Source organism: Pararhodobacter aggregans (genome assembly GCF_003075525.1).
In the GTDB taxonomy this organism is placed as follows: Bacteria; Pseudomonadota; Alphaproteobacteria; order Rhodobacterales; family Rhodobacteraceae; genus Pararhodobacter; species Pararhodobacter aggregans.
The window spans coordinates 36,497-58,360 of the sequence record NZ_QDDR01000017.1 but is presented as its reverse complement, the minus strand read 5'-3'; the positions used below and the strand labels follow the sequence as shown (position 1 = coordinate 58,360).

32 protein-coding genes and 2 pseudogenes are annotated in these 21,864 nt (G+C 62.1%); 26 read left to right on the top strand and 8 right to left on the bottom strand.

Annotated features, from left to right (window positions below; all coding sequences use genetic code 11):
- Positions 1 to 87 precede the first annotated feature (87 nt).
- The 14 genes and pseudogenes from DDE23_RS22780 to DDE23_RS22720 all read left to right on the top strand — a co-directional run bounded on the left by DDE23_RS22780 (position 88) and on the right by DDE23_RS22720 (position 7,779).
- Positions 88 to 504: an RrF2 family transcriptional regulator gene (locus tag DDE23_RS22780; protein ID WP_107754753.1), complete on the top strand. Its 417-nt coding sequence runs from the start codon at positions 88 to 90 to the stop codon at positions 502 to 504.
- A 19-nt stretch (positions 505 to 523) separates the two neighbouring features.
- Entirely contained in the window at positions 524 to 2,149 is a 1,626-nt protein-coding gene (gene ccoN / locus DDE23_RS22775; protein ID WP_107754752.1) for a cytochrome-c oxidase, cbb3-type subunit I, read from the top strand.
- A 4-nt stretch (positions 2,150 to 2,153) separates the two neighbouring features.
- The gene (gene ccoO, locus DDE23_RS22770; RefSeq protein ID WP_107754751.1) at positions 2,154 to 2,882 is read left to right on the top strand and encodes a cytochrome-c oxidase, cbb3-type subunit II; all 729 of its coding nucleotides are present in this window, start codon (positions 2,154 to 2,156) and stop codon (positions 2,880 to 2,882) included.
- The gene (locus tag DDE23_RS22765; RefSeq protein WP_107754750.1) at positions 2,879 to 3,043 is read left to right on the top strand and encodes a cbb3-type cytochrome oxidase subunit 3; all 165 of its coding nucleotides are present in this window, start codon (positions 2,879 to 2,881) and stop codon (positions 3,041 to 3,043) included. The genes ccoO and DDE23_RS22765 overlap by 4 nt, the downstream gene beginning before the upstream one ends.
- Positions 3,036 to 3,947 (top strand): cytochrome-c oxidase, cbb3-type subunit III, encoded by a 912-nt coding sequence (gene ccoP / locus DDE23_RS22760; protein ID WP_157958107.1) that lies wholly within the window; start codon positions 3,036 to 3,038, stop codon positions 3,945 to 3,947. The genes DDE23_RS22765 and ccoP overlap by 8 nt, the downstream gene beginning before the upstream one ends.
- The gene (locus tag DDE23_RS25220) at positions 3,944 to 4,102 is read left to right on the top strand and encodes a hypothetical protein (RefSeq protein WP_157958106.1); all 159 of its coding nucleotides are present in this window, start codon (positions 3,944 to 3,946) and stop codon (positions 4,100 to 4,102) included. Before ccoP ends, DDE23_RS25220 begins: the two co-directional genes overlap by 4 nt.
- Before the next feature lie 13 nt (positions 4,103 to 4,115).
- On the top strand, positions 4,116 to 4,913 hold the full coding sequence (locus DDE23_RS22755; RefSeq protein ID WP_107754748.1) for a DUF2189 domain-containing protein: 798 nt from the start codon (positions 4,116 to 4,118) through the stop codon (positions 4,911 to 4,913).
- Positions 4,910 to 4,984 (top strand): annotated as a pseudogene (gene ccoS, locus DDE23_RS25865) (cbb3-type cytochrome oxidase assembly protein CcoS); the annotation flags it as partial. The gene DDE23_RS22755 and the pseudogene ccoS, both read left to right, overlap by 4 nt.
- A 16-nt stretch (positions 4,985 to 5,000) precedes the next feature.
- A complete protein-coding gene (locus DDE23_RS22745; RefSeq protein WP_420330178.1) occupies positions 5,001 to 5,303 on the top strand; it encodes a hexameric tyrosine-coordinated heme protein in 303 nt (100 codons plus the stop codon).
- Positions 5,300 to 5,578: a DUF6522 family protein gene (locus DDE23_RS22740; protein WP_107754745.1), complete on the top strand. Its 279-nt coding sequence runs from the start codon at positions 5,300 to 5,302 to the stop codon at positions 5,576 to 5,578. The genes DDE23_RS22745 and DDE23_RS22740 overlap by 4 nt, the downstream gene beginning before the upstream one ends.
- Positions 5,579 to 5,951: 373 nt before the next feature.
- Positions 5,952 to 6,128 carry a hypothetical protein gene (locus tag DDE23_RS25455; protein WP_202863313.1) on the top strand — a complete coding sequence of 59 codons (177 nt, stop codon included), beginning with the start codon at positions 5,952 to 5,954 and terminating at the stop codon, positions 6,126 to 6,128.
- 38 nt (positions 6,129 to 6,166) lie between these two features.
- Positions 6,167 to 6,655, top strand: a complete 489-nt coding sequence (locus DDE23_RS22730) for a plastocyanin/azurin family copper-binding protein (protein ID WP_238150094.1) — start codon at positions 6,167 to 6,169, stop codon at positions 6,653 to 6,655.
- On the top strand, positions 6,652 to 6,975 hold the full coding sequence (locus DDE23_RS22725; RefSeq protein WP_107754743.1) for a sigma-70 family RNA polymerase sigma factor: 324 nt from the start codon (positions 6,652 to 6,654) through the stop codon (positions 6,973 to 6,975). Before DDE23_RS22730 ends, DDE23_RS22725 begins: the two co-directional genes overlap by 4 nt.
- 46 nt (positions 6,976 to 7,021) lie before the next feature.
- Positions 7,022 to 7,779, top strand: a protein-coding gene (locus DDE23_RS22720) for an IS5 family transposase (RefSeq protein WP_107754742.1) whose coding sequence is annotated in 2 segments (ribosomal slippage) — positions 7,022 to 7,343 and positions 7,343 to 7,779 — 759 coding nt in all. Because the reading frame shifts where the segments join, the coding sequence is not laid out codon by codon here.
- A gap of 211 nt (positions 7,780 to 7,990) precedes the next feature.
- Here DDE23_RS22720 and DDE23_RS22715 read toward each other — a convergent pair.
- From DDE23_RS22715 to tnpA, 4 genes and pseudogenes are all read right to left on the bottom strand, one after another.
- A complete protein-coding gene (locus tag DDE23_RS22715; RefSeq protein ID WP_107754741.1) occupies positions 7,991 to 8,551 on the bottom strand; it encodes a YecA/YgfB family protein in 561 nt (186 codons plus the stop codon).
- Positions 8,548 to 10,145, bottom strand: a pseudogene (gene tnpC / locus DDE23_RS22710) (IS66 family transposase). Before tnpC ends, DDE23_RS22715 begins: the two are co-directional and overlap by 4 nt.
- A gap of 47 nt (positions 10,146 to 10,192) precedes the next feature.
- Positions 10,193 to 10,525 carry an IS66 family insertion sequence element accessory protein TnpB gene (gene tnpB, locus DDE23_RS22705; protein ID WP_202863312.1) on the bottom strand — a complete coding sequence of 111 codons (333 nt, stop codon included), beginning with the start codon at positions 10,523 to 10,525 and terminating at the stop codon, positions 10,193 to 10,195.
- Between the two features lie 17 nt (positions 10,526 to 10,542).
- Positions 10,543 to 11,022 (bottom strand): IS66-like element accessory protein TnpA, encoded by a 480-nt coding sequence (gene tnpA, locus DDE23_RS22700; RefSeq protein WP_107754739.1) that lies wholly within the window; start codon positions 11,020 to 11,022, stop codon positions 10,543 to 10,545.
- Between the two features lie 468 nt (positions 11,023 to 11,490).
- On the opposite strand from tnpA, the gene DDE23_RS22695 reads away from it, so the two are divergent.
- Entirely contained in the window at positions 11,491 to 11,769 is a 279-nt protein-coding gene (locus DDE23_RS22695) for a CopG family ribbon-helix-helix protein (RefSeq protein WP_107754738.1), read from the top strand.
- The gene (locus DDE23_RS22690) at positions 11,757 to 12,047 is read left to right on the top strand and encodes a type II toxin-antitoxin system RelE/ParE family toxin (RefSeq protein ID WP_107754737.1); all 291 of its coding nucleotides are present in this window, start codon (positions 11,757 to 11,759) and stop codon (positions 12,045 to 12,047) included. The genes DDE23_RS22695 and DDE23_RS22690 overlap by 13 nt, the downstream gene beginning before the upstream one ends.
- 26 nt (positions 12,048 to 12,073) lie before the next feature.
- On the opposite strand, the gene DDE23_RS22685 is transcribed toward DDE23_RS22690, so the two are convergent.
- A complete protein-coding gene (locus DDE23_RS22685) occupies positions 12,074 to 12,304 on the bottom strand; it encodes a hypothetical protein (protein ID WP_107754736.1) in 231 nt (76 codons plus the stop codon).
- A gap of 433 nt (positions 12,305 to 12,737) precedes the next feature.
- Here DDE23_RS22685 and DDE23_RS22680 point away from each other — a divergent pair, with 433 nt between their 5' ends.
- Together DDE23_RS22680 and DDE23_RS22675 are read left to right on the top strand one after the other, a co-directional pair.
- The gene (locus DDE23_RS22680; RefSeq protein ID WP_107754735.1) at positions 12,738 to 12,989 is read left to right on the top strand and encodes a helix-turn-helix domain-containing protein; all 252 of its coding nucleotides are present in this window, start codon (positions 12,738 to 12,740) and stop codon (positions 12,987 to 12,989) included.
- The gene (locus DDE23_RS22675; protein WP_107754734.1) at positions 12,989 to 14,302 is read left to right on the top strand and encodes a type II toxin-antitoxin system HipA family toxin; all 1,314 of its coding nucleotides are present in this window, start codon (positions 12,989 to 12,991) and stop codon (positions 14,300 to 14,302) included. Before DDE23_RS22680 ends, DDE23_RS22675 begins: the two co-directional genes overlap by 1 nt.
- A gap of 46 nt (positions 14,303 to 14,348) precedes the next feature.
- Here the strand turns inward: DDE23_RS22675 and DDE23_RS22670 are convergent, their stop codons facing one another.
- Together DDE23_RS22670 and DDE23_RS22665 are read right to left on the bottom strand one after the other, a co-directional pair.
- Complete coding sequence (locus DDE23_RS22670; protein WP_107754733.1) at positions 14,349 to 15,191, bottom strand: hypothetical protein; 843 nt, start codon at positions 15,189 to 15,191, stop codon at positions 14,349 to 14,351.
- 243 nt (positions 15,192 to 15,434) lie between these two features.
- Positions 15,435 to 16,091, bottom strand: coding sequence for a hypothetical protein (locus tag DDE23_RS22665; protein WP_107754732.1), 657 nt, complete (start codon positions 16,089 to 16,091; stop codon positions 15,435 to 15,437).
- A 473-nt stretch (positions 16,092 to 16,564) separates the two neighbouring features.
- Between DDE23_RS22665 and DDE23_RS22660 the strand changes: the two genes are divergently transcribed.
- Complete coding sequence (locus tag DDE23_RS22660) at positions 16,565 to 16,807, top strand: type II toxin-antitoxin system ParD family antitoxin (RefSeq protein WP_008336111.1); 243 nt, start codon at positions 16,565 to 16,567, stop codon at positions 16,805 to 16,807.
- A 5-nt stretch (positions 16,808 to 16,812) separates the two neighbouring features.
- Positions 16,813 to 17,133, top strand: coding sequence for a type II toxin-antitoxin system RelE/ParE family toxin (locus DDE23_RS22655; RefSeq protein ID WP_017468227.1), 321 nt, complete (start codon positions 16,813 to 16,815; stop codon positions 17,131 to 17,133).
- A gap of 14 nt (positions 17,134 to 17,147) precedes the next feature.
- On the opposite strand, the gene DDE23_RS22650 is transcribed toward DDE23_RS22655, so the two are convergent.
- Positions 17,148 to 17,375 carry a hypothetical protein gene (locus tag DDE23_RS22650; RefSeq protein ID WP_047998281.1) on the bottom strand — a complete coding sequence of 76 codons (228 nt, stop codon included), beginning with the start codon at positions 17,373 to 17,375 and terminating at the stop codon, positions 17,148 to 17,150.
- A gap of 245 nt (positions 17,376 to 17,620) precedes the next feature.
- Between DDE23_RS22650 and DDE23_RS22645 the strand changes: the two genes are divergently transcribed.
- From DDE23_RS22645 to DDE23_RS22620, 6 genes are all read left to right on the top strand, one after another.
- The gene (locus tag DDE23_RS22645; protein WP_047998201.1) at positions 17,621 to 17,980 is read left to right on the top strand and encodes a hypothetical protein; all 360 of its coding nucleotides are present in this window, start codon (positions 17,621 to 17,623) and stop codon (positions 17,978 to 17,980) included.
- 130 nt (positions 17,981 to 18,110) lie between these two features.
- Positions 18,111 to 18,689, top strand: coding sequence for a lytic transglycosylase domain-containing protein (locus DDE23_RS22640; RefSeq protein WP_082135461.1), 579 nt, complete (start codon positions 18,111 to 18,113; stop codon positions 18,687 to 18,689).
- The gene (locus tag DDE23_RS22635) at positions 18,686 to 18,976 is read left to right on the top strand and encodes a TrbC/VirB2 family protein (protein WP_082135453.1); all 291 of its coding nucleotides are present in this window, start codon (positions 18,686 to 18,688) and stop codon (positions 18,974 to 18,976) included. The genes DDE23_RS22640 and DDE23_RS22635 overlap by 4 nt, the downstream gene beginning before the upstream one ends.
- 9 nt (positions 18,977 to 18,985) lie before the next feature.
- A complete protein-coding gene (locus DDE23_RS22630; RefSeq protein ID WP_045682577.1) occupies positions 18,986 to 19,264 on the top strand; it encodes a VirB3 family type IV secretion system protein in 279 nt (92 codons plus the stop codon).
- Entirely contained in the window at positions 19,254 to 21,650 is a 2,397-nt protein-coding gene (locus tag DDE23_RS22625; protein ID WP_107754731.1) for a VirB4 family type IV secretion/conjugal transfer ATPase, read from the top strand. The genes DDE23_RS22630 and DDE23_RS22625 overlap by 11 nt, the downstream gene beginning before the upstream one ends.
- Positions 21,647 to 21,862, top strand: a complete 216-nt coding sequence (locus DDE23_RS22620; protein ID WP_107754730.1) for a hypothetical protein — start codon at positions 21,647 to 21,649, stop codon at positions 21,860 to 21,862. Before DDE23_RS22625 ends, DDE23_RS22620 begins: the two co-directional genes overlap by 4 nt.
- The last annotated feature ends 2 nt before the right edge of the window (positions 21,863 to 21,864 follow it).

Genomic DNA, 21,864 nt, shown 5'->3' with positions numbered 1-21,864 from the left:
GGGGGCCTCGGGAAATTGATCTTGAGTCTCATGCTATCTCTGCTAAATAGGTATTGTAAATACCGATTTGGAGATCCGCGGGACGCCATGAACCTTACCTCCTTCACCGACTACGGACTTCGAATGCTGATGCGGATGGCGAGCGCGCCCGACCGGGCGTTCTCAACGGCAGATTTGGCAGAGGAGTTCAAACTATCGCGCAACCACCTGGCGAAGATCATGCAACGGCTCGCTCAGGCAGACATCGTCGAGACCCGACGCGGGGTGAATGGGGGCGCTGTCTTGCGATCCAGCCCCGCCGAGATCCGGCTTGGCGACGTCGTGCGGCTGCTCGAACAGGGACAGTCGCTCGTTGAGTGTTTCGGGCCGGATGGCGGAGATTGTTCGATCGACGGATGTTGCCGCCTGAAATCCCGGCTTCGACAGGCGGAGCGTCAGTTCATCGCCGATCTGAACAGATCCACGCTCGCCGATATCGCCCTTTCCGAACCGGCAGCCGCATGACGAAGAAAGGCAGATCAAGATGACAGCATCGTTGTCGGTTTCCGAACGCCGGGTTGGAATGTTTCTGTCGGTCCTGCTGGCCCTGATGGGCCTTGCCATGGCTGCATCGGCGCGTCACGGGGTCATGTCGGCCCACGGGTTCATGGCGCTCGGGCTCGGGATCGCGCTCGCATTTCTGCTCGGCGGCGCGCTCTATGATCCCGAGCCACCGGCCAATCGGTTGCAACGCTACTATGACGCGCCGACCCGTTTCGGACTTGTCATGACACTGATCTGGGCGATGATCGGCATGGGCATCGGCGTCTGGGTTGCAGCGCTCTTGTACTGGCCAGAGGGAACGCCGCCTTGGCCGGCTACCAGCTTCGGTCGACTGCGTCCCGTGCACACGACCGGGATTATCTTCGGCTTTGGCGGAAACGCGCTGATCGCCACGTCTTTCCACGTCCTGCAACGCACCTCGCGCGCGCGGCTCGCCGACAATCTGAGCCCCTGGGTCGTGCTCATCGGCTACAACCTGTTTTGCGCCTGGGCCGTCACCGGCTATCTGATGGGGTCAACCCAATCCAAGGAATATGCCGAGGCCGAATGGTATGCGGATCTTTGGCTGGTGGTGATCTGGGTGACGTATTTCGTCTTATATATCCGCACGCTTGCCCGCCGGAACGAGCCGCATATCTATGTCGCCAACTGGTATTACCTGGCCTTCATCCTCGTTGTGGCGATGCTGCACATCGTCAACAACCTCGCGCTTCCCGTGCGCTGGACGACGGCAGAGAGCTTTCCGATCTGGTCGGGCGTGCAGGATGCCATGGTGCAATGGTGGTATGGCCACAATGCGGTTGCCTTCTTCCTGACCGCGGGGTTCCTCGGAATGCTCTATTATTTTCTCCCGGTGCGGTCCGGGCGACCGATCTGGTCCTACCGCCTGTCGATCGTCAGCTTCTGGGGCATCACCTTCTTCTATATCTGGGTGGGCTCGCACCACCTGCATTACACCGCGCTGCCTTACTGGGCGCAGACGCTCGGCATGACATTTTCGGTAATGTTGCTGGTGCCAAGCTGGGCCTCGGCGGGCAATGCCATCGCGACGCTGAACGGCGCCTGGCACAAGGTGCGCGACGACGCCACGCTGCGCTTCATGTTCGTGGCCGCGGTGTTCTATGGTCTGTCGACCTTCGAAGGATCGTTCCTCGCCATTCGCCCGGTCAATTCGTTGTCGCACTATACCGACTGGACCGTGGGCCACGTCCATTCCGGCACATTGGGCTGGGTGGCGATGATCGTCTTTGGTGCGATCTATACGCTGGTTCCGCAACTCAGTGGCAAGACGGAGATGGCGTCGCCACGGGCCGTCGAATGGCACTTCTGGCTCGCCGTCACAGGCACACTCGTCTACGTCATATCGATGTGGAACGCCGGGATCACGCAGGGGCTGATGTGGCGGGCCTATGACGAGAACGGCGCGCTGTCCTACAGCTTTGTCCAGTCGGTCGAGGCGATGGCCCCCTATTACCTGCTGCGCACCATCGGCGGAGGGCTGTTCCTGACCGGGGCCGTGATCTGCGCCTGGAACTGTCGCGCCACGATGCGCGGAACGACGGAGGATGCCACCGACCGGCCCCTTGTCGCGCAGCCGGCGGAGTGAGCCCATGCTAAAACTGCACTACAATCTGGAAAAAATCTCCATGGGGCTGGTGGCGGCAATCATCGTGGCCGCTTCGATCGGCGGGATCGTGGAAATCGCACCGCTGTTCACCATCGACGAAACGGTTGAGCTTCCCGATGACCTGCGCCCCTATACCCCTCTGGAACTGGCCGGGCGCGAGATTTACATCCGCGAGGGCTGCTATGCCTGCCACAGCCAGATGGTGCGCAGCCTGGCCGACGAACTGGATCGCTATGGCCCCTATTCGCTGGCCTCGGAAAGCGCCTACGATCACCCGATGCTCTGGGGATCGAAGCGCACCGGCCCGGATCTGGCGCGACTGGGCGGCAAGTATTCGGACGACTGGCATGTGGCGCACCTGATCGACCCGCGCAGCGTGGTGCCGGCCTCGATCATGCCGTCCTACCCCTGGCTGACGCGTCCCCTTGATACCGATCTGTTATCTGACGCGTTGGCCACGCTGGCCCGGCTTGGCGTACCCTATGACGAGGACATGATCGCGGCGGCGGAAGCCGATGCGCTGGCGCAAAGCCGCCCGGACAGCGACGCAGTGGACGGATTTCTGGAGCGCTACGGGGAACGTCCCGAGGCCCGTGTCTTCGATGGTGATCCGTCTCGCCTGACAGAGATGGATGCGCTTGTGGCCTATCTCCAGTCGCTGGGCACCTTGACCGATGCACCCTACCGGCTACTGGCGGAGGGGTCCCAATGACCCATGACATGCTGGTCTATCTGTCCAAGACGGTTGGCCTGATCTGGCTGATGGGGTTCTTCCTGATTGTCGTCATCCGCGCCTACAGCCCGTCCCGGCGCAACGCCTATGACGCCGCCGCCCGGTCCGTGCTGCCTTCAAAGGAGGTTGGAGATGAGTAACCCGACCGATCCGAGGCAACTGCCAGGCGCCGATCCCCATACGGGCAATCGCAAGATCGATCCGGTCACCGGCTACGACACCACGGGGCACGACTGGGGCGGTATCACCGAGCTCAATACCGCGTTTCCGAAGGTCGTGATCTGGGCACTGGTGCTGACGTTTCTTTATTCGGTCGTTGCCTGGATTCTCTTGCCCGCCTGGCCGACCGGACGCGATTACACACGTGGCTTGCTCGGGCTGGACCAGAGCGAAGAAGCGATCAAGGGCTTCAACAGCCTTGCCGACAGGCGGCAGGACTGGCTGTCGCGTTTCGAGGGCGAGAATTTCGTCGCTCTGCAATCCGACGCGACACTGATGGCGACCGCAATGCCCGCCGCCGCGCGCCTGTTCGCCGACAACTGCGCGGCCTGCCACGGCACGAACGGGCAGGGAGGGCCGGGCTTTCCGGTCCTGTCGGACGAAACATGGCTGTGGGGCGGCGACACGGAAGAAATCGCCACGACCATTCGCCACGGCATCAATACCGAAGATCCCGACACCCGCTACGCCGAAATGCCGGCCTTTGACTGGATGGAGCGATCTGATCGGTTGGCCTTGGCCGAATTCGTTTCCGAAATGCGCGGTGGAGTTGCCGACTTCGAGAGCGCCGCGGGCACGCTCTTTTCGGAGAATTGCAGTTCCTGCCACGGCGAGACCGGGACGGGAGGTCTCGAAATCGGCGCACCCTCCTTCACAGACGAGGCGGTGATCTATGGCCAGGACCGGGAAACGTTGATGGAAACGCTCCGACGCGGGCGCCACGGGGTTATGCCGGCCTGGTCGGGTCGCCTGTCAGAGGCCGAAATCAACCTCCTGGCGCTCTACGTGGCCCGGATTGGCCGACCCGAAGGAGGCGGACAATGAGGCCGGCCGTGCAAAAACGGTTGGCGGTCGGCGCGGCGCTGGCCGCCGTCCTGCTGTTCCTCGGCGCGAATGCGCATCTGCTGACCGTTGCCCTGCGATCGCAGCCGGACTGCCGCGAAACGGCCGGGGCGATGCCTACCAGGCGGTCCTGCTGAAAAGGAGAACGGGATGCTGGAACCACTACCAACCTTGCGAAACCCGGATCGGCCCGCCTCGCCCCACGCACGCGACCTGCCATCGTCTTCGGCGGCGGACTGGTTGCGGGCAGGTTGGCATGATGTGCGAATGGCGCCGTGGGCCAGCCTTGCCTATGGGCTGTTTCTGACACTGGTATCCTATGCGGTCCTCTGGGCACTCCACGCGAGCCATCTCTTGTATCTCGCGCTGCCCGCGATCTCAGGCTTCCTGATTGTCGGCCCGTTCCTGGCGATCGGGCTTTACGAGAAAAGCCACAGACAGGCACAGGGTCAACAGGTTTCGTTTTCCGACATGCTGGTGTTCCGGCCGGCGTCGGGCGGGCAATTGGCCTATGCAGGATTGCTGCTCGGACTGCTCGTCCTGTTCTGGCTCAGGGCCGCGGACCTGCTCTATGCGCTGTTTTTTGGCCTTAGCCCGTTCCCCGGCGCGGAGGAGGCGTTGATCAACGCATTGACGACGCCACGGGGATGGGCGCTAATCATCACCGGTACTCTGGTGGGCGGGTTGTTCGCGGCCTTCGCCTTCGCGATCAGCGTCTTTTCCATTCCCATGCTGGTGTCGCGCAAGACCGATGCGCTGACCGCCATGGGGCTGAGTTTTGTCATGACGGTGAAGAATCTGCGCCCCATGCTGGTTTGGGGTCTGTTTGTCGCCCTGGGATTGGGCCTGTCAGTCGTAACCGGCCTGATTGGGCTGATCGTCCTGTTCCCGGTTCTTGGTCACGGCACCTGGCATGCTTACCTGGCAATCGCGGGTGAGCGGCAGTGAGCCTCCTGTTACTCATACCTCTCTCGATCGGACTCGGTCTGCTAGGTCTCTGCGCGTTTTTCTGGGCGCTCAGAAACGGACAGTTCGATGACCCTGATGGTGCCGCGTGGCGCATCATCCCTCCTGATCAAGCAATCGAAACAGAAGGTAAATCCGATGGTAAACTGGCTCCCGACACTGAAGACGACAACGCCCGAAGAGGGTTATGACCTCGCGGTAAAGCTTGCACGTGTGGCCGTGAAGCTGACCCAACCAGACGCCGACGCGCGTGACCGGTTGCGACCGGAATACGCCGAAGACTCCGGCGCCCTGATCGCTGTCAGCCAGGTGGTCGCGACGCATTTCGCCACCGTCGCGGTGGCAAATGGCTACTGGCAAGACAGGACATGACCGACGTTGAACGACGCGGGAACCAATTCGTCGTCGACGCGCTGGTTCTGGCCGACGCGTTTGACCTGTCCGTCGAAGAAACCCGTCACCGGATGCAAGGCGGGCAGATCGCATCTCTTTGCGAGACGGGAGAGGGTGAGGACGCGGGCCGTTGGCGATTGACATTCCGTCACCAGGGCCGCGCCCTGCGGTTGATCGTCGATAGGCGTGGCGAGATTCTGGGAAAGAGCACGTTTCCGGTCGGTCATCCGAACAGGGCTGCCCAAGCAAGATAACATGGAACCTGCCACAACCAGGCGGGCCAAAACCTGACGGCGAAACATTTCTGCGAACCTTTCTGACTCTGGCGCATCAAAGAGACAGGTGCCCACGACTGTGGCACCTCAGACATTGAAAGGAAGTAAAATGAAATCCGCTCTCACTCTCGCCGCGATCGCGCTCACTTTGTCCACCGGCAATGCCCTTGCCCATGACGAGGACGTGCTGCAGATGTCGCCCCCGGGCGCCCCCTATATTTAGGTCAGCGATGCGCTGCCCCTGCCGGAATTCATCCCGGGTCTCGGCACGCTGTTCGTTGACCCGGATACGCTCCCAGCCGGCCCGTTCCTGGCCTATGACCATGACGGCAATCTCTCGGCCACGGTTTACATGACGCCTTTGGAAGACCTGCAGAGCGGTACCTCCTATGACGGGCTGGCGGTCGGCAATCACACGGTTTCATCCGTCGACATCTACTTCAACGCCGGGCATCCTGGCGTGGACAGGCCCCATGCCCATGTCGTGCTGTTCCACGACGAGGATGCCAAATCGAGGCTTGCGGAATGACGCCGGGCCGCAGAGAGTTTCTTATGGTCGGGGGTGGCGTGATCGCCACCCTCGGCTTTCCGCGCGTCACATTGGCGGGCCCTGGTGAAACCATTGAGATGAAGGGAACCGCACGGGGAGAGCATGTCTGGTTCGCACCGGTTGGCCTTGCGGTGGCCCCGGGCACGACCGTACGTTTCGTGAACCGAGATCCCGGGAACAGCCATACCGCGACCGCCTACCATCCGGACATTTTTGATCGGCAACGGCGTACTCCGGAACAGGCCGTCGTGTGGGACAGCGACTTCCTGCTGCCCGGTGAGAGTTTCGAGGTCACGCTGACGGTTTCCGGTGTCTACGATTACTATTGCCTGCCGCATGAAATGGCAGGAATGGTTGGCCGGATCTTGGTCGGTCAGCCAACCGATCAGGGATGGGAGGGGGCGGCGGGCGACAGCGACGATCTTGAGCCCGAGGCGCTTGCAGGATTTCCGCGGGTGGACGACATCATCGCCCGCGGCCGGATCCTGCGGGAGGAATACGAATGACCAATCTGTCCCGGCACCGGGTCGATCAACACCAGATCATCGACGAAACGATCAGCGAGGGCGACCTGCTGGCGGCTGCGGCTGCACGTTCTGAACCCGCGGTCCGGGAACTGATCCGGCGCAACAACCCTCGGCTGTTCAGGGTCGCAAGGGGGATCGTTGCGACGGATGCCGAAGCCGAAGATGTGGTGCAGGAAACCTATCTCGCAGCGTTTCGACGTCTGGACAGCTTTCGCGGAACCTCTGCTTTTTCGACCTGGATCACACGCATTGCGATCAATACCGCCCTGATGCAACTGCGTCGGGTCAGGACCCATTGATTTCAGCGGAAGGGCATGATTCATCTCGTGAAAACAGAGCGGTGATATGTCTGATCTCTTCTGGCTGAGCGATGCGCAGATGGCGCGTCTGGAGCCCTACTTCCCGAAGTCCCATGGCAAGCCGCGCGTCGATGATCGGCGCGTCCTGAGTGGGATTATCTTCATCAATCGTAATGGGTTGCGCTGGCGAGACGCGCCGAAGGAATACGGGCCTCACAAGACGCTCTACAACCGCTGGAAGCGCTGGAGCGACAAGGGCGTCTTCGCGAGGATGATGGCCGGACTGGCTGCCGGGCACGGCGAGAAGAAGACGGTGATGATCGACGCCACCTACCTGAAGGCCCACCGCACGGCGTCCAGTCTGAGCGTCAAAAAGGGGGGCGCGGTCGCCTGATCGGACGGACCAAGGGCGGCATGAACACGAAACTGCACGCCATCTGCGACAGCCAGGGACGCCCTCTCAACCTGTTCGTAACGGCAGGGCAGGTCAGCGACTACATCGGTGCGCGGGCGCTTTGCGACAGTCTGCCGGATGTCGACTGGCTGCTCGGGGATCGCGGCTACGACGCCGACTGGTTCCGTGAAGCGTTGAAAGACAAGGGGATACGCGCCTGCATCCCCGGCCGGAAGCAGCGAAAGTCACCGGCGAAGTACGACAAGCGCCGCTACAAACGCCGCAACCGGATCGAGATCATGTTCGGCAGGCTCAAGGACTGGCGGCGGGTGGCAACGCGCTATGACCGGTGCCCGAAGGTCTTCCTCTCGGCCATCGCTCTCGCCGCAACCGTCATCTTCTGGCTATGAGTCCTGACCCTACGACATATCGCGCACGCTGCTGACGCGGTGGCGCAAGGAATTTCGGACTGGTCTGCTTGGTTGTGGGCCTTCGACGCGGTTCACGCCGGTGATGATCGCGCCAGAACCGACGCCGGTGCCCGTCGCACCGATCCGGCTGAGCTGAAGGTGAGCGTCACGAGCTGGCCGCTGTCGACCTGCCTTGACGGGCGGATCGCTCTCAGCGGAAGGACTTTGCCCTGCGTGGCATGAAGTGCGCGCGGATGGCGACGACGGCCTTGGCGACCTTCGTGACAGCGGCGGCATCAAGATTGGCACGCGGGTCGGCCATTTCTCTGATCGGTCCTATCAGGTCGCCCTCGGCGCCCTGCAATACCGGTTTCCAGAGCCTGGGCGCGAACTTCGTCCCGAGCAGGAAGCCACCTGCCCACAGGCAGGGCGCAGCCGCCGCCCCGCCGTGCGCAACCAGCCGCGGGCGCCAGGTCCCGGGCGTGTCGCCCAGCCCCGAGGAGATCGTGTTGTAGGCCGCAACTAGTGACTGGAGCGCCTTGGCCTCGGTCGTGTGTTCAGGCGCCATGAGGGCACCTTCGCCTACAAAGGATGGGATCCATTGGCGAGGATCGATGAAGCGCGGCCCGATGATGAGCGCGGTGAGGTATCCATCCAAGGTCTGCGGATCGGTGGCGGGCGGACTGGGGCGCTGCGCACGCAGGACGTCGAAGAAGTCCTTCTCGTCGAGCATGAGCCGCTTCGGCGCACTGGTCGGGGTGGATGTGTTCATGCAGCCTGCGCCTCCAGAGTGTCGTTGGCCTTGGCCAAGCGTGCCGCCTTCCAGGTCCAGGGCAGAAGCTCATCGAGCCGGTTGATCGTGGTGCGCCCCGAGACGATGCGCTCGAGCACATCGGAGAGCCAGGTCTCTGGGTCAATGTCGTTCATCTTGCAGGTGTTGACCAGCGAGGCCAAGACAGCCCAGCTCTCGCCGCCGCTGGCAGAGCCGGCGAAAAGTGCGTTCTTTCTCGTCAGGCATACCGGCTTGATGGCGCGCTCGACGATGTTGCTGTCCACCTCGATCCGACCGTCCTGCAGGAAGACAGTCAGTCCTTGCCAATGCTTCAAGGTATAGGCCGCGGCCTTGCCAATCGAGGACTGCGACGCGACGGCGTCACGGATCTCTGTCAGCTGCCGCTTCAGATCATCCATCAAGGCTGCACTCTCGGCCTTGCGCACCGCCAGCCGCTCGACATCGCTCAGGCCACGGATACGCTTCTCCACCTCATAGACCTTGGCGATCCGGCCCAGAACCTCGAGCGCCGCCCGCGACTGGGTCGTCTTGAACACGTCCGCGAACTTGCGTCGGGCATGGGCAAGGCAGAAGGCAAGCTCGAGCGGGGCGGCGTTGCTCTTGCGACGCTGCTTGACCACGGTCTTGTAAGCGCCAAACCCATCTACCTGGAGAACGCCGGCAAAGCGGCCCAGATGCGCCAGAAGATCCTGCGCGCCGCGTCCCTCGGTGTAGACATAGGCCACGGCTGGCGGTGCGGGGCCCCGCCAGTTCCGGTCGTCGACGGCATAGGCCCAGAGCTGGCTCACCTTGGTTCGGCCTCGGCCGGGGGCCAGCCGGGGCAAAGGTGTCTCGTCACAAAATACCCGCGGCTGCGCCTGGATGAAGCTCAGCAGCCGCTCATGCAGGGGCTTGAGCCACCAGGCGGCGCGTGCGATCCAGCCGCCCAGCGTGCCGCGGTCAAGCTGGACGCCATGGCCGGCGAAGATCTGCGTCTGCCGGTACAGCGGCAGGTGCCATGCAAATTTTGCGGCTACAACATGGGCCACCAGCGCCGTGCTGACCATGCCACCAGACATCACCCGGGCAGGTGCCGCAGCTTGAACGACGCGCTCCTGGCAGTGCCGGCAGGCATACTTCGGACGGATCGTGCGGATGACACGCAGCCGCGCAGGCACGACATCCAGCGCTTCGCTGACATCCTCGCCGATGCGCACCCGCAGGGCGCCACAGCAGGCATTGCCTGCGTCTTCGGGTTCGATGACGACCTCGACGCGGGGCAGATGCCGCGGCAGTGCCCCCATGTTGCGTGCCGCCGCGCGCGGCGGGGCGGGGCGGGTTTGGCGCGTCCTGCCCCTCTGGCGTCGTCGGGGGCGTCATCATTTGCAGCTGCAGGCACATCCGCCAGGTCCCCGAGATCGAGGGCAGTCTGCGTGGGATCAAGCGTCGCAAGCTTCTCGGATTTGGCGCCGAAGATCATGATCCGCAGCAGGGTGGCATAGACGCGCAACTCTGCATTCTCGGCCTGAAGGGCCTTCACGAGCCGCGTCAAACCGGGCGCACCAGTTGAGATCAAAGTGCTGTCAGCTTGCATGGCAAACTATACCATGCGGGCGACAAAATCAAACAAATACAGATAGTTCAGGCAATATATACTGGCCTTTTGACAGCTGGGCGTCGAGCCTTCGTCCAATCCAGGCCGGCCAGGAGCAACCCGAACTCCTCGCGCGTCAGCACCATCGTACCATCCCCGGGACCAGGCCAGGCGAACCGGCGACCTTCAAGCCACTTCGTGGCCAGAACCATGCCACTGCCGTCCCAAAAGATCAGTCGCAACCTGTCCGCGCGGCGCGGTCGGAAGATGAAGACATCACCGCAATACGGGTCGGCTGCGAGCGCGCTGGCGACGATCGCAGCCGACCCGTTGATGCCGCGCCGGAAGTCGATCGGCGTCGTGGCGACGACGATCTTCACGCCACCTGTCGGCAGGATCATGGTGCGCGCAACGCCGCGACGAGCGCAGTCACAACAACGGGGTCGACGGGCCCGGTCAGGACCATGCGGCCCCCTCCGATCTCGAGCTCGATCCGGCCGCAGGCCGTGCTGCCCGGCTCTTCCGGGCGCCGCGCCGCGGCAGGCAGCGGAGCTTCCGACGCGGTAAGAGTGATCGGCACGAATTGAAGCGGCCCCTGCGGCGGGGTCACCGTCCGGCGACCGCGCGCGCTGCCGCTGACGCCAGCCTCCCGCCGCCAGACAGTGAGTAGCCCACGATGCACGCCCCAGCGACGCGCGACGTCGGAGATGTTCGCGCCCGGCACCGCGCTCTCCGCCACGATCTGCGCACGCTCATCATCGGTCCAGTTACGGCGGCGACGGCGCCCGGTGATCACCTCGATCCGCTGATAGTCACGGGCTTCATGCATGACTTGATGCATGGCATTATCTGTACTCTTCGGCTCGTCGAAGCTCATCGGCAACCTCTCCTGAAAGTGCGTGCCGACTATCTCTGGCGCGCAGAGCTCACCCGCAAGATGACCCGCTCGTGACACTCACGATTCATCGACAAGACGAACGATTGTTGAGGGGGCCACATCTCGCTACCGGGCCAACTGGCGGCTAAGAGCCATTTGGACGGGGTTGAGGCTGTCTCTTCGAGCCGTCAAGCAGTCTCCCTGACCGACGATCAGGCATGGCGAAGTTGCATGCCCTGTTGGAAACTCGGCTCCAGAACGGCCAGGCCGGAAGAGGTCACGCCGAAGGGCATCGGTGATCTGCTGGTCGAGGACTGGGCGACGCTTGAGGCAGATAGGGCAGGACCAGACAGCATATCAGTCCTGCCCCAAGGCAGTCCGCTACGCTCTCTCCCGGTCCCCATCGACAAACCAGATTCGAGTACTATATATTAGCGCAAGGTATTACCTTTTGCACAAGAGGCTCGCATGGCATCCGTAACCTCCATCAAACTGGACGACGACATGAAGGGGCGGGTTAAGCATTTGGCCAAAGCCCGGCAACGCACTTCACACTGGATCATGCGCGAGGCGATTGCGCAGTATGTTGAGCGTGAGGAAAAGCGCGAGGCACTAAGACTGGACACGCTCAGGGCCTGGGACGAATTTCAGGCGACAGGGCTGCACGCAACTGCCGAAGAGGTCGATAGATGGCTGGAAAGCTGGGGAACTGATGCCGAGCTTCCCGCCCCCAAATGCCACAAGTGATCTTCGCCCCGGCGGCGCTTCGGGATTTGCAGCGGCTGCGGGACTTTCTAAGGCCCAAGAACCCGGACGCCGCGCGCCGGGCCGGTGAGGCAATCCGGCAGGGAGTGAAAATTCTCGGGGCGCATCCGCGCGTCGGCCGGATAGTCGATGATCTGCCCGAGGAATTTCGGGAATGGCTGATCGACTTTGGCGACAGCGGTTATGTGGCTCGTTACCACATCCTTGGCGATGCCGTGACGATCCTCTCTATCCGGCACCAGAGGGAAGCGGGTCTCTAGGTGTTTGATCCGTAACCGGCCGGTTGCTACCGCGGCGATTGGGCCTTGATGCGGGCGACGAGTTCTGCGTCGTGGACGAAGTCGTCGAGGAACTCATGCCAAGTTTCGGGGGTCATGCGCGCGGCCCTGAGCATGTCTCGGAGTTCTTCGATGCCGCGGTCTGTGAGAGCCGTAATGGCTTCCTTCGAGCTGGTGTAGACGCTGATGATGTCACCGTAGGTCAGATTGTCGTCGTTGGAGACGATGGCCTCAAGCAACTCGGGGTCTTCGTGCTACCGGCTCCGGTCGCAGCTGGATGAAAGACCCGTGGCAGGTCAGTGGGAGGACGGCATGGGTATTGGGCGGGGGAGGCTCGCCCTGATCGGGGCGGGGCCGATGGGGCCGGCGGCGGCCAAGCCGTTGAAGCAGCACGGAATCGAGTTTCAGGGATTCGAGCGGCTCTGATGATGTGACCGCCCCACCCGAGCCGGGTTTTCCTCGGGGCATCTGCATTGCCGCTGTCGCGCGCCCAGGTCCGACCTCCGCTGCTGCCGGGGCGGTATGACCGTGCGCCGAACTCGGTGGCGGCGGCAACGGGGTACATATCAACCGAGACCATAACCTCCAGATCATATTGTGGGCTTATGATCGCTACATCCTATTGACCATCTATGATCCAAAGATCATCATCGCGCGGAAAGGATTGCAAACATGGATCAGATCGCCCGCACGACCAAGGATCTTGGCAATGCCCTTCGTCAGGCGCGAAAAGCGAGAGGCCTTACACAATCCGAACTGGCCTCTCGCGCGGGCATCTGGCAGCGCACCGTCTCGAACATCGAAACCAGCACCAGCGGAGCGAAGGTCGATACGATTTTCGACCTGCTTGCAGCCCTTGATCTGGAAATCCATATTGTTCCGCGCAGCAAGATCGCGCTCGCCGATCTCGAGGATATCTTCTGATGGGTCGGCGGCGCATCTACGCTCCGCTCGATGTCTTCATGAACCAGCGCAAGGTCGGGCAGTACTTCCGCGAGCCTAACGGAGCCTTTGCTTTCGTCTATGCGCCCGAATGGCTGAACTGGGACAACACATTGCCGATCTCGCGTTCTCTGCCGCTTCGCGAGGAGCGCTACGTCGGCCCTGCGGTCATTTCGGTCTTCGAGAACCTTTTGCCTGACAGCGACGCCATCCGTCGCCGCGTGGCGGAACGCGTGGGGGCAGATGGGGTGGATGCCTATAGCCTACTGGCCCGGATCGGTCGCGACTGTGTTGGCGCGCTTCAGTTTTTGGCCGAGGGCGAAGAGCCCGGGGACAGTCGCGAGCTGAAGGGGGAAGCGCTGAGCGAAGATCAGATTGCCGCGATGCTGAAGGATCTTGGACGCACGCCCCTTGGCCTCAGAACCGAGCAGGATTTCCGGATCTCTGTCGCAGGTGCCCAAGAGAAGACGGCGCTTCTGTTTCATGAAGGTCAGTGGGTTCTGCCGTTGGGGACGACCCCGACGACGCATATCCTGAAGCCGCCGATCGGAACTCTGCCCAACGGCATGGACCTGACGAACAGCGTCGAGAACGAACACTTCTGCCTGCGGCTGATGGCTGCCTTTGGCCTGCCAGCGGCGCATACGGAAATTGCAACTTTTGCGGATGCCAAAACGCTAGTGATCACGCGTTTCGACCGGCTTCGAGCGCGCGACGGACGGCTGATTCGACTGCCACAAGAGGATTGTTGTCAGGCGCTGTCGGTTCCACCAACACGCAAATACCAGAACGAAGGTGGACCCGGTGTCGTCGATATCTGCGGCCTGCTGACAGGCAGCGACGAGCCGATGCGAGATCGGGCGAACTTTCTGAAAGCCAACCTCTTGTTTTGGCTGATCGGCGCGACCGATGGTCATGCGAAGAACTTCAGCATCGCGCTTTTTCCGGGCGGCCGCTTTGCGATGACGCCCCTTTACGATGTTCTGACAGTCCAGCCATCGCTCGATGCCGGTCAGATCCAGATCAAGAACATGAAGCTTGCGATGCGGGTGGGCAAAAGCCGTCACTACAAGGTTTCGGAAATCCTAGGCAGGCACTTCCTCGAGACCGGGCTGGCCGCTGGGTTCTCCAGGGAACAGGTCGCTCGGATCTTCGAGGACATTGTCTCGGAAGCTGAAAAGGCCTTTTCTGCCGCGTTCGCCGAGATGCCAATCGGGTTTCCCGAGGCGCTGTTCGCTTCCGTCAAGGGGGGCTTCGATCAGCGCGTCGATCGACTTGTCGATGACATAGCGTGACGCTACCCCCCGGGGCTGAGCGGATGGCGCGCCAGCTAGTGTTTCGTCATCGCGTGATTTCTCCAGCCATTACAGCCCGGCCGTGCACGGCAAGTGTCGCTGTGAATCGTGGGCAGCCGAACCGCTGGATGACATCGAGCACGCGAGCCTCGTAAGCCGCTTGTCCGATGAGCCGACACAGGTCTGACGCGTGAAACTGCCGGTTTGAACTCGGCGCCGCCTTGATCTGATTGAATAGTTCCGGCTCCCGTGGATTGGTTGCCCGCTCCGGCGCCGGCGCTGACTCCGGTAAGTTCGCCGCGCCAGGTGAGGTTCGCCATCGACGCATGAAGCCGAGTAAGAAGCCTGCCGGAACTCTGTGGTTCCCGCGCGCCCGGTTAAAGGCAAGGAAGCGGTCCCAGATCATCTGCGTGTCGACGTTCCAGCAAGGCAGGGCCTTCTTTGCAGCCTTGATCAGTTCGGCCCAACAGGTCTGGAAGACGTTTGATCTTGCAGAAATAGTGATCTGTCCAGAGAATATAGTTTTGTTATCTTTCTCTCCAGATAGTGAAGTGTCATCTGTGCCTGACTCGGCATCCTGATCTTTGCGGTCTGTTTCAAAGGCCGCGAAGCGGAACAGCCAGGGCGCGAATTTGCCGTTGGGCTTTTCACGCCTCAGCTCCAGTTTGGACGCTTCCAGCTCAGCTAGCAAAACGGTGAGGTATTGACGTGAGATGCCCATCTTCGACGCGAGATCGGCGAGGGTGAACGCGGCCGTCCCGCGCGGCAATCCGTTGTAGCCCTCCTTCCAGGCGATGGCGTCGAGGATGACGGTCGCGAGCTTATGGGCGGAAACGGATAGCTCTGTCTGTGTGATCCGTCGCAGGATCAGGCCCGTAGTGGGTTCCATGGTCAATGTCTCCTAGGCAGAGAGACGACGCCACGTCGCAAGCAAACAACATTCTTGCCAGCAAAACAACTTTGCCGGTTGCAGAGGGTCGAACAATGCGCTATAAGATCCTTGTTCACGGGATTTTCTAGCGCGGCGTTAGGCTTTACGGTCTGGCGTCGTTTCCCTTTTCGGGTTCGGTGCACAGTCTCCGGTGCAAGATGATATAGGCTGCGAGCCGACCAGATGCAGGCACGCGCCTACTCAGTAGCTGACTTCTTCGAAGCCGTAGTTTCCCTCATGATCGCGCCAGTCGACGAAGACCGAGCGATAGCTCACCCTGTTGCAGCGCCCGGTGTGAGGTAGTTCTGAGGCGGGGGGAACTTGGGCGACGCTGGATCGGGTCCAGCGATAGTCTCCCTGGACGCCATAGGAGCCGAGGCGTGTGGAGTCGGAGGTGAAGTATTCACCGTCACGGGTTTCGCCTTGGCTGAACTGGATGTGAAACACTCGGATACTGCGGACGAAGTCGAAGGCATCTCCCGAGATGTCGATATCGGCTTGCTCTTCATCCTGGATCCGGACCAGTGGCAGCGGATCTTGCGGCACGCTGACCTGAGGCGCGTTCAGGTAGGCGATATCGTAAAGACGTTCCATCGGCGACAGAGGAGCAGGAGCATTGAGCGACGCCCCCATCGGGCAGCGCCATATCTGCAAGGGTGGCTCGATCGGCCAAGGTGTGATCCTGCGGACGAAAACGGCTCTTGCATGGGTGCATGGCGCCGATGTCGGCCAACCGCCCGCAAGGCAGAGGAGGATCGCACAGTCCACTTGATAGGCCTGAGCCGGACCTGACCAGGCCATTAGTCCGGATATGCTTATTGCCGTGGCTGTAGCCACGCCGTGGATCACGTGCTTCATGATGCCGACTCCATCTATAATGGTGCAGCGACACGAAACAACATTACCGATAGCAAGGCGATTTGATTGATGGCGACTTGCGATTGTTCGCTTGTGTCGCGTGACGGCTTCCAAGATCTGATGACGGTTTGAGCTCTTGAGGCGTCCTGGAAGCGGCCAAAATTGCGGCCTCCTTTCACGTCCATTGCCAAACAAACAACTGTTACAAAAAGAAAATATGGCGTTCCAATACGGCCACGAAACCGGTCACGGAAGAACAGACCGCATGAGCCCGTCAAACGGCGTGTCGCAGCGCCCATGGTCCCGGGAAGGGCAGTGTCGGAAAACTGTCGAGCCCGGTTCTCCGGCTGGAATCCGGGAACGGAAGGGCGGGTGGAGCAACGATCCTGTGTTGTGGCCTATGTTGGGATCGAACATGCGCTTGAAGATTTATGGCAGTATCTGATACGATTGAGCATGGATAGGAGAGTCTGATGCCAAACGTCCACCTGACCGAACCGATGCAGAAATATGTGCAGGCGCAGATCGAGTCCGGCGCCTACGCCAATCTGAGCGAAGTCGTGCGCGCCGGCGTAAGGATGCTGATGGAGAAGGATGGCGCGCGGCAGTTCTATGCCCTCAAGGCCGATCTCGAGATGGCAGCCACCCTGGCCGAGAATGGGGATTTCGCCGAGTTCGATGCCCAAGCCTTCGAACCGGATGCGTTTGATCGCTGACCCGAATGACGATTCGGCTTTCCGGACAGGCCAAGTCCGACCTTGAAGAGATACGCACCTACACCGTCGAAACATGGGGCAGGGACCAATGGCTCGTCTATTACCGCCAGTTGGTCACCGCCTTCGAGCGGATCACTGGGGATCCCGACGCGGGCCGGGACAGGAGTCTCTTTGTCCCGGGGATGCGGTCCGTCAATTGCCAGCGACACGTGATCTTCTACAAGCGGCTCGATGCGGCGGATGGCGCGGCAGTCATCCTGCGCATCGTGCATCAGCGCCGCAACATGCCCGCACTCGTCTACTACGAGGATCTCGACGGCGGTTAAGCCCATGCGGTTGCTCAGTCCAATAGCTCGATCAGTCTTCCATAGTCTTCACTGACCTCGCGCGCCTCCTGAAACGCCCGTTGGCGCTCGGCATCAAGACAGCGGAAGTATTCCTGAATGTCGGCAATGTAGCCCTCGAAATCAGAACGCAGCAGATCGGCATAGGCACGAATGTCTTCTCGCGACTGAGGCAAGAACGGTCGTTCGGGAGGTACGCAATCTGCTGCCGCGGCTATCGGCATGCTTCCAAGCAGGAACGCGAACAGCAACGGTGCGTTGCGCGCAATAAACAACCGCAGGGCAAAACTCCTTTGCCGCCTTTAAGATTATCATTCTGTCGGCTATCACCGTTATCGGAGCAAGGCGAACTTCGTCAACACGTTATTATTGTCTTGCTATCATTAATGTTGTTTTGTATCGCTCACGGTGTTGCGACCCCGTGGGCCTGATACTGCACCCAGGCAGAACAAGGACCCAAGGGAAGGCCATGATAGAAGAAGCCCCGAATGTGGTTACAGAAGACGGACTGCGCGGCTTGCTCGCCGAGGGCTACCTCATTGAGGTGGTCTGCAAGGATGGAGCTGAGAAGCGCCATAACAGTTGGTACGGCACATGGGTCATCCGTGCCGTTGCTGAAGACGGGCGTGACGACAAGATGCTCGTCACGAGCCGTAGCTATCTCAAGGTTCGCGAGTTCAAGACGATTGTCGGACTTGTCAGCTTCCTTGCCGACATGGGCTGCACGACCGCCAGCATCCCGCTCATCGAAGGCGCCCGCGAGCGCCATGCAGCACCCGGGCGCACGCCCGAACCACGAACCGGCCCGGTTCTGGTCAAGGACAACTGACCGCGCATTTGCGCTCGTTGTTGCATTGGGTACAGGTGTTTGTTCAGCACCCCCGGCCCTTGCCGACGGTTTCATCTTCCAGGTCAGCCCCGATGGCCGACTGATCGACACAACTGATACCACGAGCACCTTGCGCTCGTTCACCGGCGACGACGATGCCCGGAATGGGCCCCTCCCAGATCGCCTCTTTCTTTTTGCAGCACCGCAGTCCCGCGGGGATGATGATCCCCTGAGCGATGTGACGGCTGCAGCAGCGGTCGCCCCACGCGCGGTCCGCGCCTCCCCCGAAATCCTCCACGCCATCGAGACCACCGCGCTGCGCTACGGCAGCCATGACGCTCTGCGTCAGGCGGGCCTGTCGGTCATCGATTGGGCGCTGTTCTACCGCGCCAATATCGAGGTCGAGAGCGCCTATAACCCGCATGCGCTGAGCCCGGTTGGAGCCATCGGGCTCGGCCAGCTGATGCCCGACACCGCGCGCGATCTTGGCGTCGATCCCCATGACGTCGCCCAGAACCTCGACGGCTCGGCCCGTTACCTGCTGATGATGCTCGAGCAGTTCGGCGATCCCGCGCTGGCGCTTGCGGCCTACAATGCCGGTCCCCATGCGGTCACCCGCCATGGCGGCATTCCCCCATTTCAAGAAACCCAAGGCCATGTGGCCCGTGTGACAGCCGTGTTCCAGCGGCTGAGAGGAGACCTGTCGTGACGTCCAAATCTTCCCTTGTCGCGCTCGGCGCGATGGCCCTGATCGTGCTGGCCAGCCCCGCACTGGCACAAAGCATCGACCTATCGCCCGTACAGACGCTTCTGCAGGGCATCGTCGATGCGATCACCGGCCCGTTGGGCATCGTGATCGGCACGCTCGCGCTGATCGGCGTGTTCCTCTCCTGGCTCTTCGGCATCCTCGATTTCCGTCAGGCACTTTGGGTCGTGGTCGCGATCGCGGGCATCGCCGCGGCACCCACCATCGTCGCCGCCATCTGGACGACCTGAGAATCACCCATGTCCGACCAGTCCCGCGTGTTCATCGGCCTTCTCAGGCCGCCCAAGCTGATGGGCTTGCCGATCATGTACGCCATGGTCTGGCTCTTCGGCTCGACGCTCCTGTTCCTCTGGGTCCAGAGCTGGGTGGTGGCCGTCTTCGCGGGGCTGGCCTGGCCGGCGCTTTGGAAAGCCGCGGACTGGGATCCGAACTTCCTCGACGTCCTGGTCATCACCTTGCAGGAAACCCCGCCCACGGCGAACCGCAAGCTTCACGGGGGCGACAGCTATGCCCCGTGATGGAGTTGCCGATGACGTCGCAGACGCCCTCGATCCGCTGACCGCGCTGCCCGCTTGGGTCAAGGGCGAGAAGCGGCTCTCGTCGATGCTGCCTTACGTCAGCCTCGTGACCGACCGGACGATTCGGACCCGCGGGAACGAGCTGATGCAATGCATCCGGCTCGAAGGAGTGAACAGCACCACGAGCGAGGATGCGCATCTCGACCGGATCGGCGGGCTTCTCGCCGGGATCGTCGCGCAGGTCGGGACCGAGTTCTCCTTCTACCTGCACAAAGTCTCGAAAGCGGTCGACGTGTCACTGCCGCCCATTCCGGGCGAAGGGTTCGCTGCCGCCGTCGATCAACGCTGGCGCGCGCATCTGGCTCAATCTGGCCTCCGCGACAAGACGCTGACCCTGACGGTCCTGAAGCGCCCCGAGACAGGCAGCCGTCTGCCCTTCGGTCTGGGGGCGTCCCGTGCCTGGAATGCTGCCGACACGACACGGCGTCTGCGCAAGCTCGACGAGGTCGTGGGGTTTCTGCTGTCGTCCTTCGATGAACTGAAACCCCGGCTGCTTGCCGCCAGCAGCGGCGAGCTTCTGGGCTTTCTCGGATCTCTGAACACCGGCGAGGAGCATCCGCTCTTCCCGCGATCGCGCCTCGGGGTGATCGCCGAGGATGTCGCCAATACCCGCGTCACCTTCCGCGGCACGACCATCGCGCTCTCCGACGGCGCTGTGGGCGACAAGCTCGGCGCGATCTTCGCGGTGAAGAACTATCCCGCCAAGACGGACAGCCTGATGCTCGACGAGCTGAACCTGCCCGTCGATATGGTGGTCACGCATTCTTTCGTGCCGATCAACGCAAACATCATGGCAGGCCGGATCAAGCGGCAGTTGCGCCTGATGCAGGCGGCCAATGACGGGGCCGTCAGCCTCGCGCAGGAGCTGGAACTCGCGCAGGACGATCTGGAATCCAAACGCCTGATCTTCGGCGAGCACCACATGACGGTGGCTGTCTATGCGCGATCCCAGACGGCACTCGACGACATCGCGGCCGAAATCCGCAACATCTCTGCCACCTCCGGCATCAACCTGATCTCGGAAGCCTTCGGGGCACGGGCGCATTTCATGGCGCAGCATCCAGGGAATACCGGGGCGCGCAGCCGCAAGGCCGCGATCACGAACCACAACTTCGCCGATCTCGCGACCTTCCACCGCACGCCGCTCGGCAAGACTGGCCGGGAAGTGCCCTGGGGCGTGCCGATCACGCTTTTCCCGACGCCAGAGCGCAGCGGCTTCCGCTTCAACTTCCACGAACAGGGCGCACCGGATCGCGAGCCCACAGGTGGCCACACCCTGATCCTCGGCCGTCCCGGCTCAGGCAAATCCGTGCTGGCGGCTTTCCTCATGACCATGGCCCGGCGCGCAGGCGCGCGGCTTTTCGTGTTCGACTACCGCGCCGGCATGGAAATGGCGGTCCGCGCGCTTGGCGGCAGCTATTCGACGGTGCGGGCAGGGCGACCCACGGGTCTGAACCCGCTGCAGACGGAAATCGACGCCCGCGGTCAGGCCTGGCTTGCCGACTGGCTCGCAAGCCTTCTCGAGCGCCGCGACCGACCCCTGACCCCGGTGCAGACCAACCGCCTGCAGGAGGTCGTGCGCCAGAATGCCACTGCGGGGAACTCAGGGCTGCGAAACTGGTCGGACTTTGCCTCGCTCCTCGTCTCGACCGATGACGATGGCGATCTGTTTGAGCGGATGCAGGAATGGACGGCTGAGGGCCGCTACGGCTGGATCTTTGGGGCGAACACAGACGACACGTTCCAAATCGGGGGCAGCACCGACGCTGACGTCGCAGGCTTTGATCTGACCGGCATCCTCGATTCCGAGAGCGAGCGGGAACGCATGGCGGTCTTGTCGTATCTCTTCCGCCGGGTCGAGCGGGTGATCGAGGACCGCAAGCCCACTATCATTGTCATTGATGAGGCCTGGAAGGCGCTCGACAACGCGTATTTCGCGGAGCGGCTTTCGAACTGGCTGGTGACAGCGCGCAAGCAGAACGCCGTCGTCGTGATGATGACCCAATATGCCAGCCAGCTCGAGCGCACGCGGACCGGCAAGACCATCGTGGAAGCCGTGCCGACGCAAGTTCTTTTGCCCAACATCCGTGCCTCGGCCGCGGATTACGCGATGCTCGGCCTCAGCGACAAGGAACTCGATGTGCTTCTGGGCGTCGGCTCCGCCTCGCGGTTGGCGCTCGTGCGCGATGACCGGGGTGCTGTGGTGATCGATGCCGATCTCAGCGCGCTCGGCGCCCTCGTGACCATCCTTGGCGGCATGGGGAAGGGCGAGGCCCTTGTCGGCCCTGACTACCGCGAACGACAAGATTTCTGGAGAGTGACATGACCCGTACCATCACCCGCAGCGTCGTGCTGCTTGGCCTTGGCCTGACCCTGACAGCCTGTGCGCAACACAATCCCGCGCAGGCCAACTGCTTCGACTTCCGCGATACGCCCGCACGAGGTGCAACCGCCAGGACCACGATCTCGACCATGGGGGCGGAGGTCACGCGCCGTGACACGGCGTGCGATTTCATGATGCTGGGGGCGGGCGGCTAATC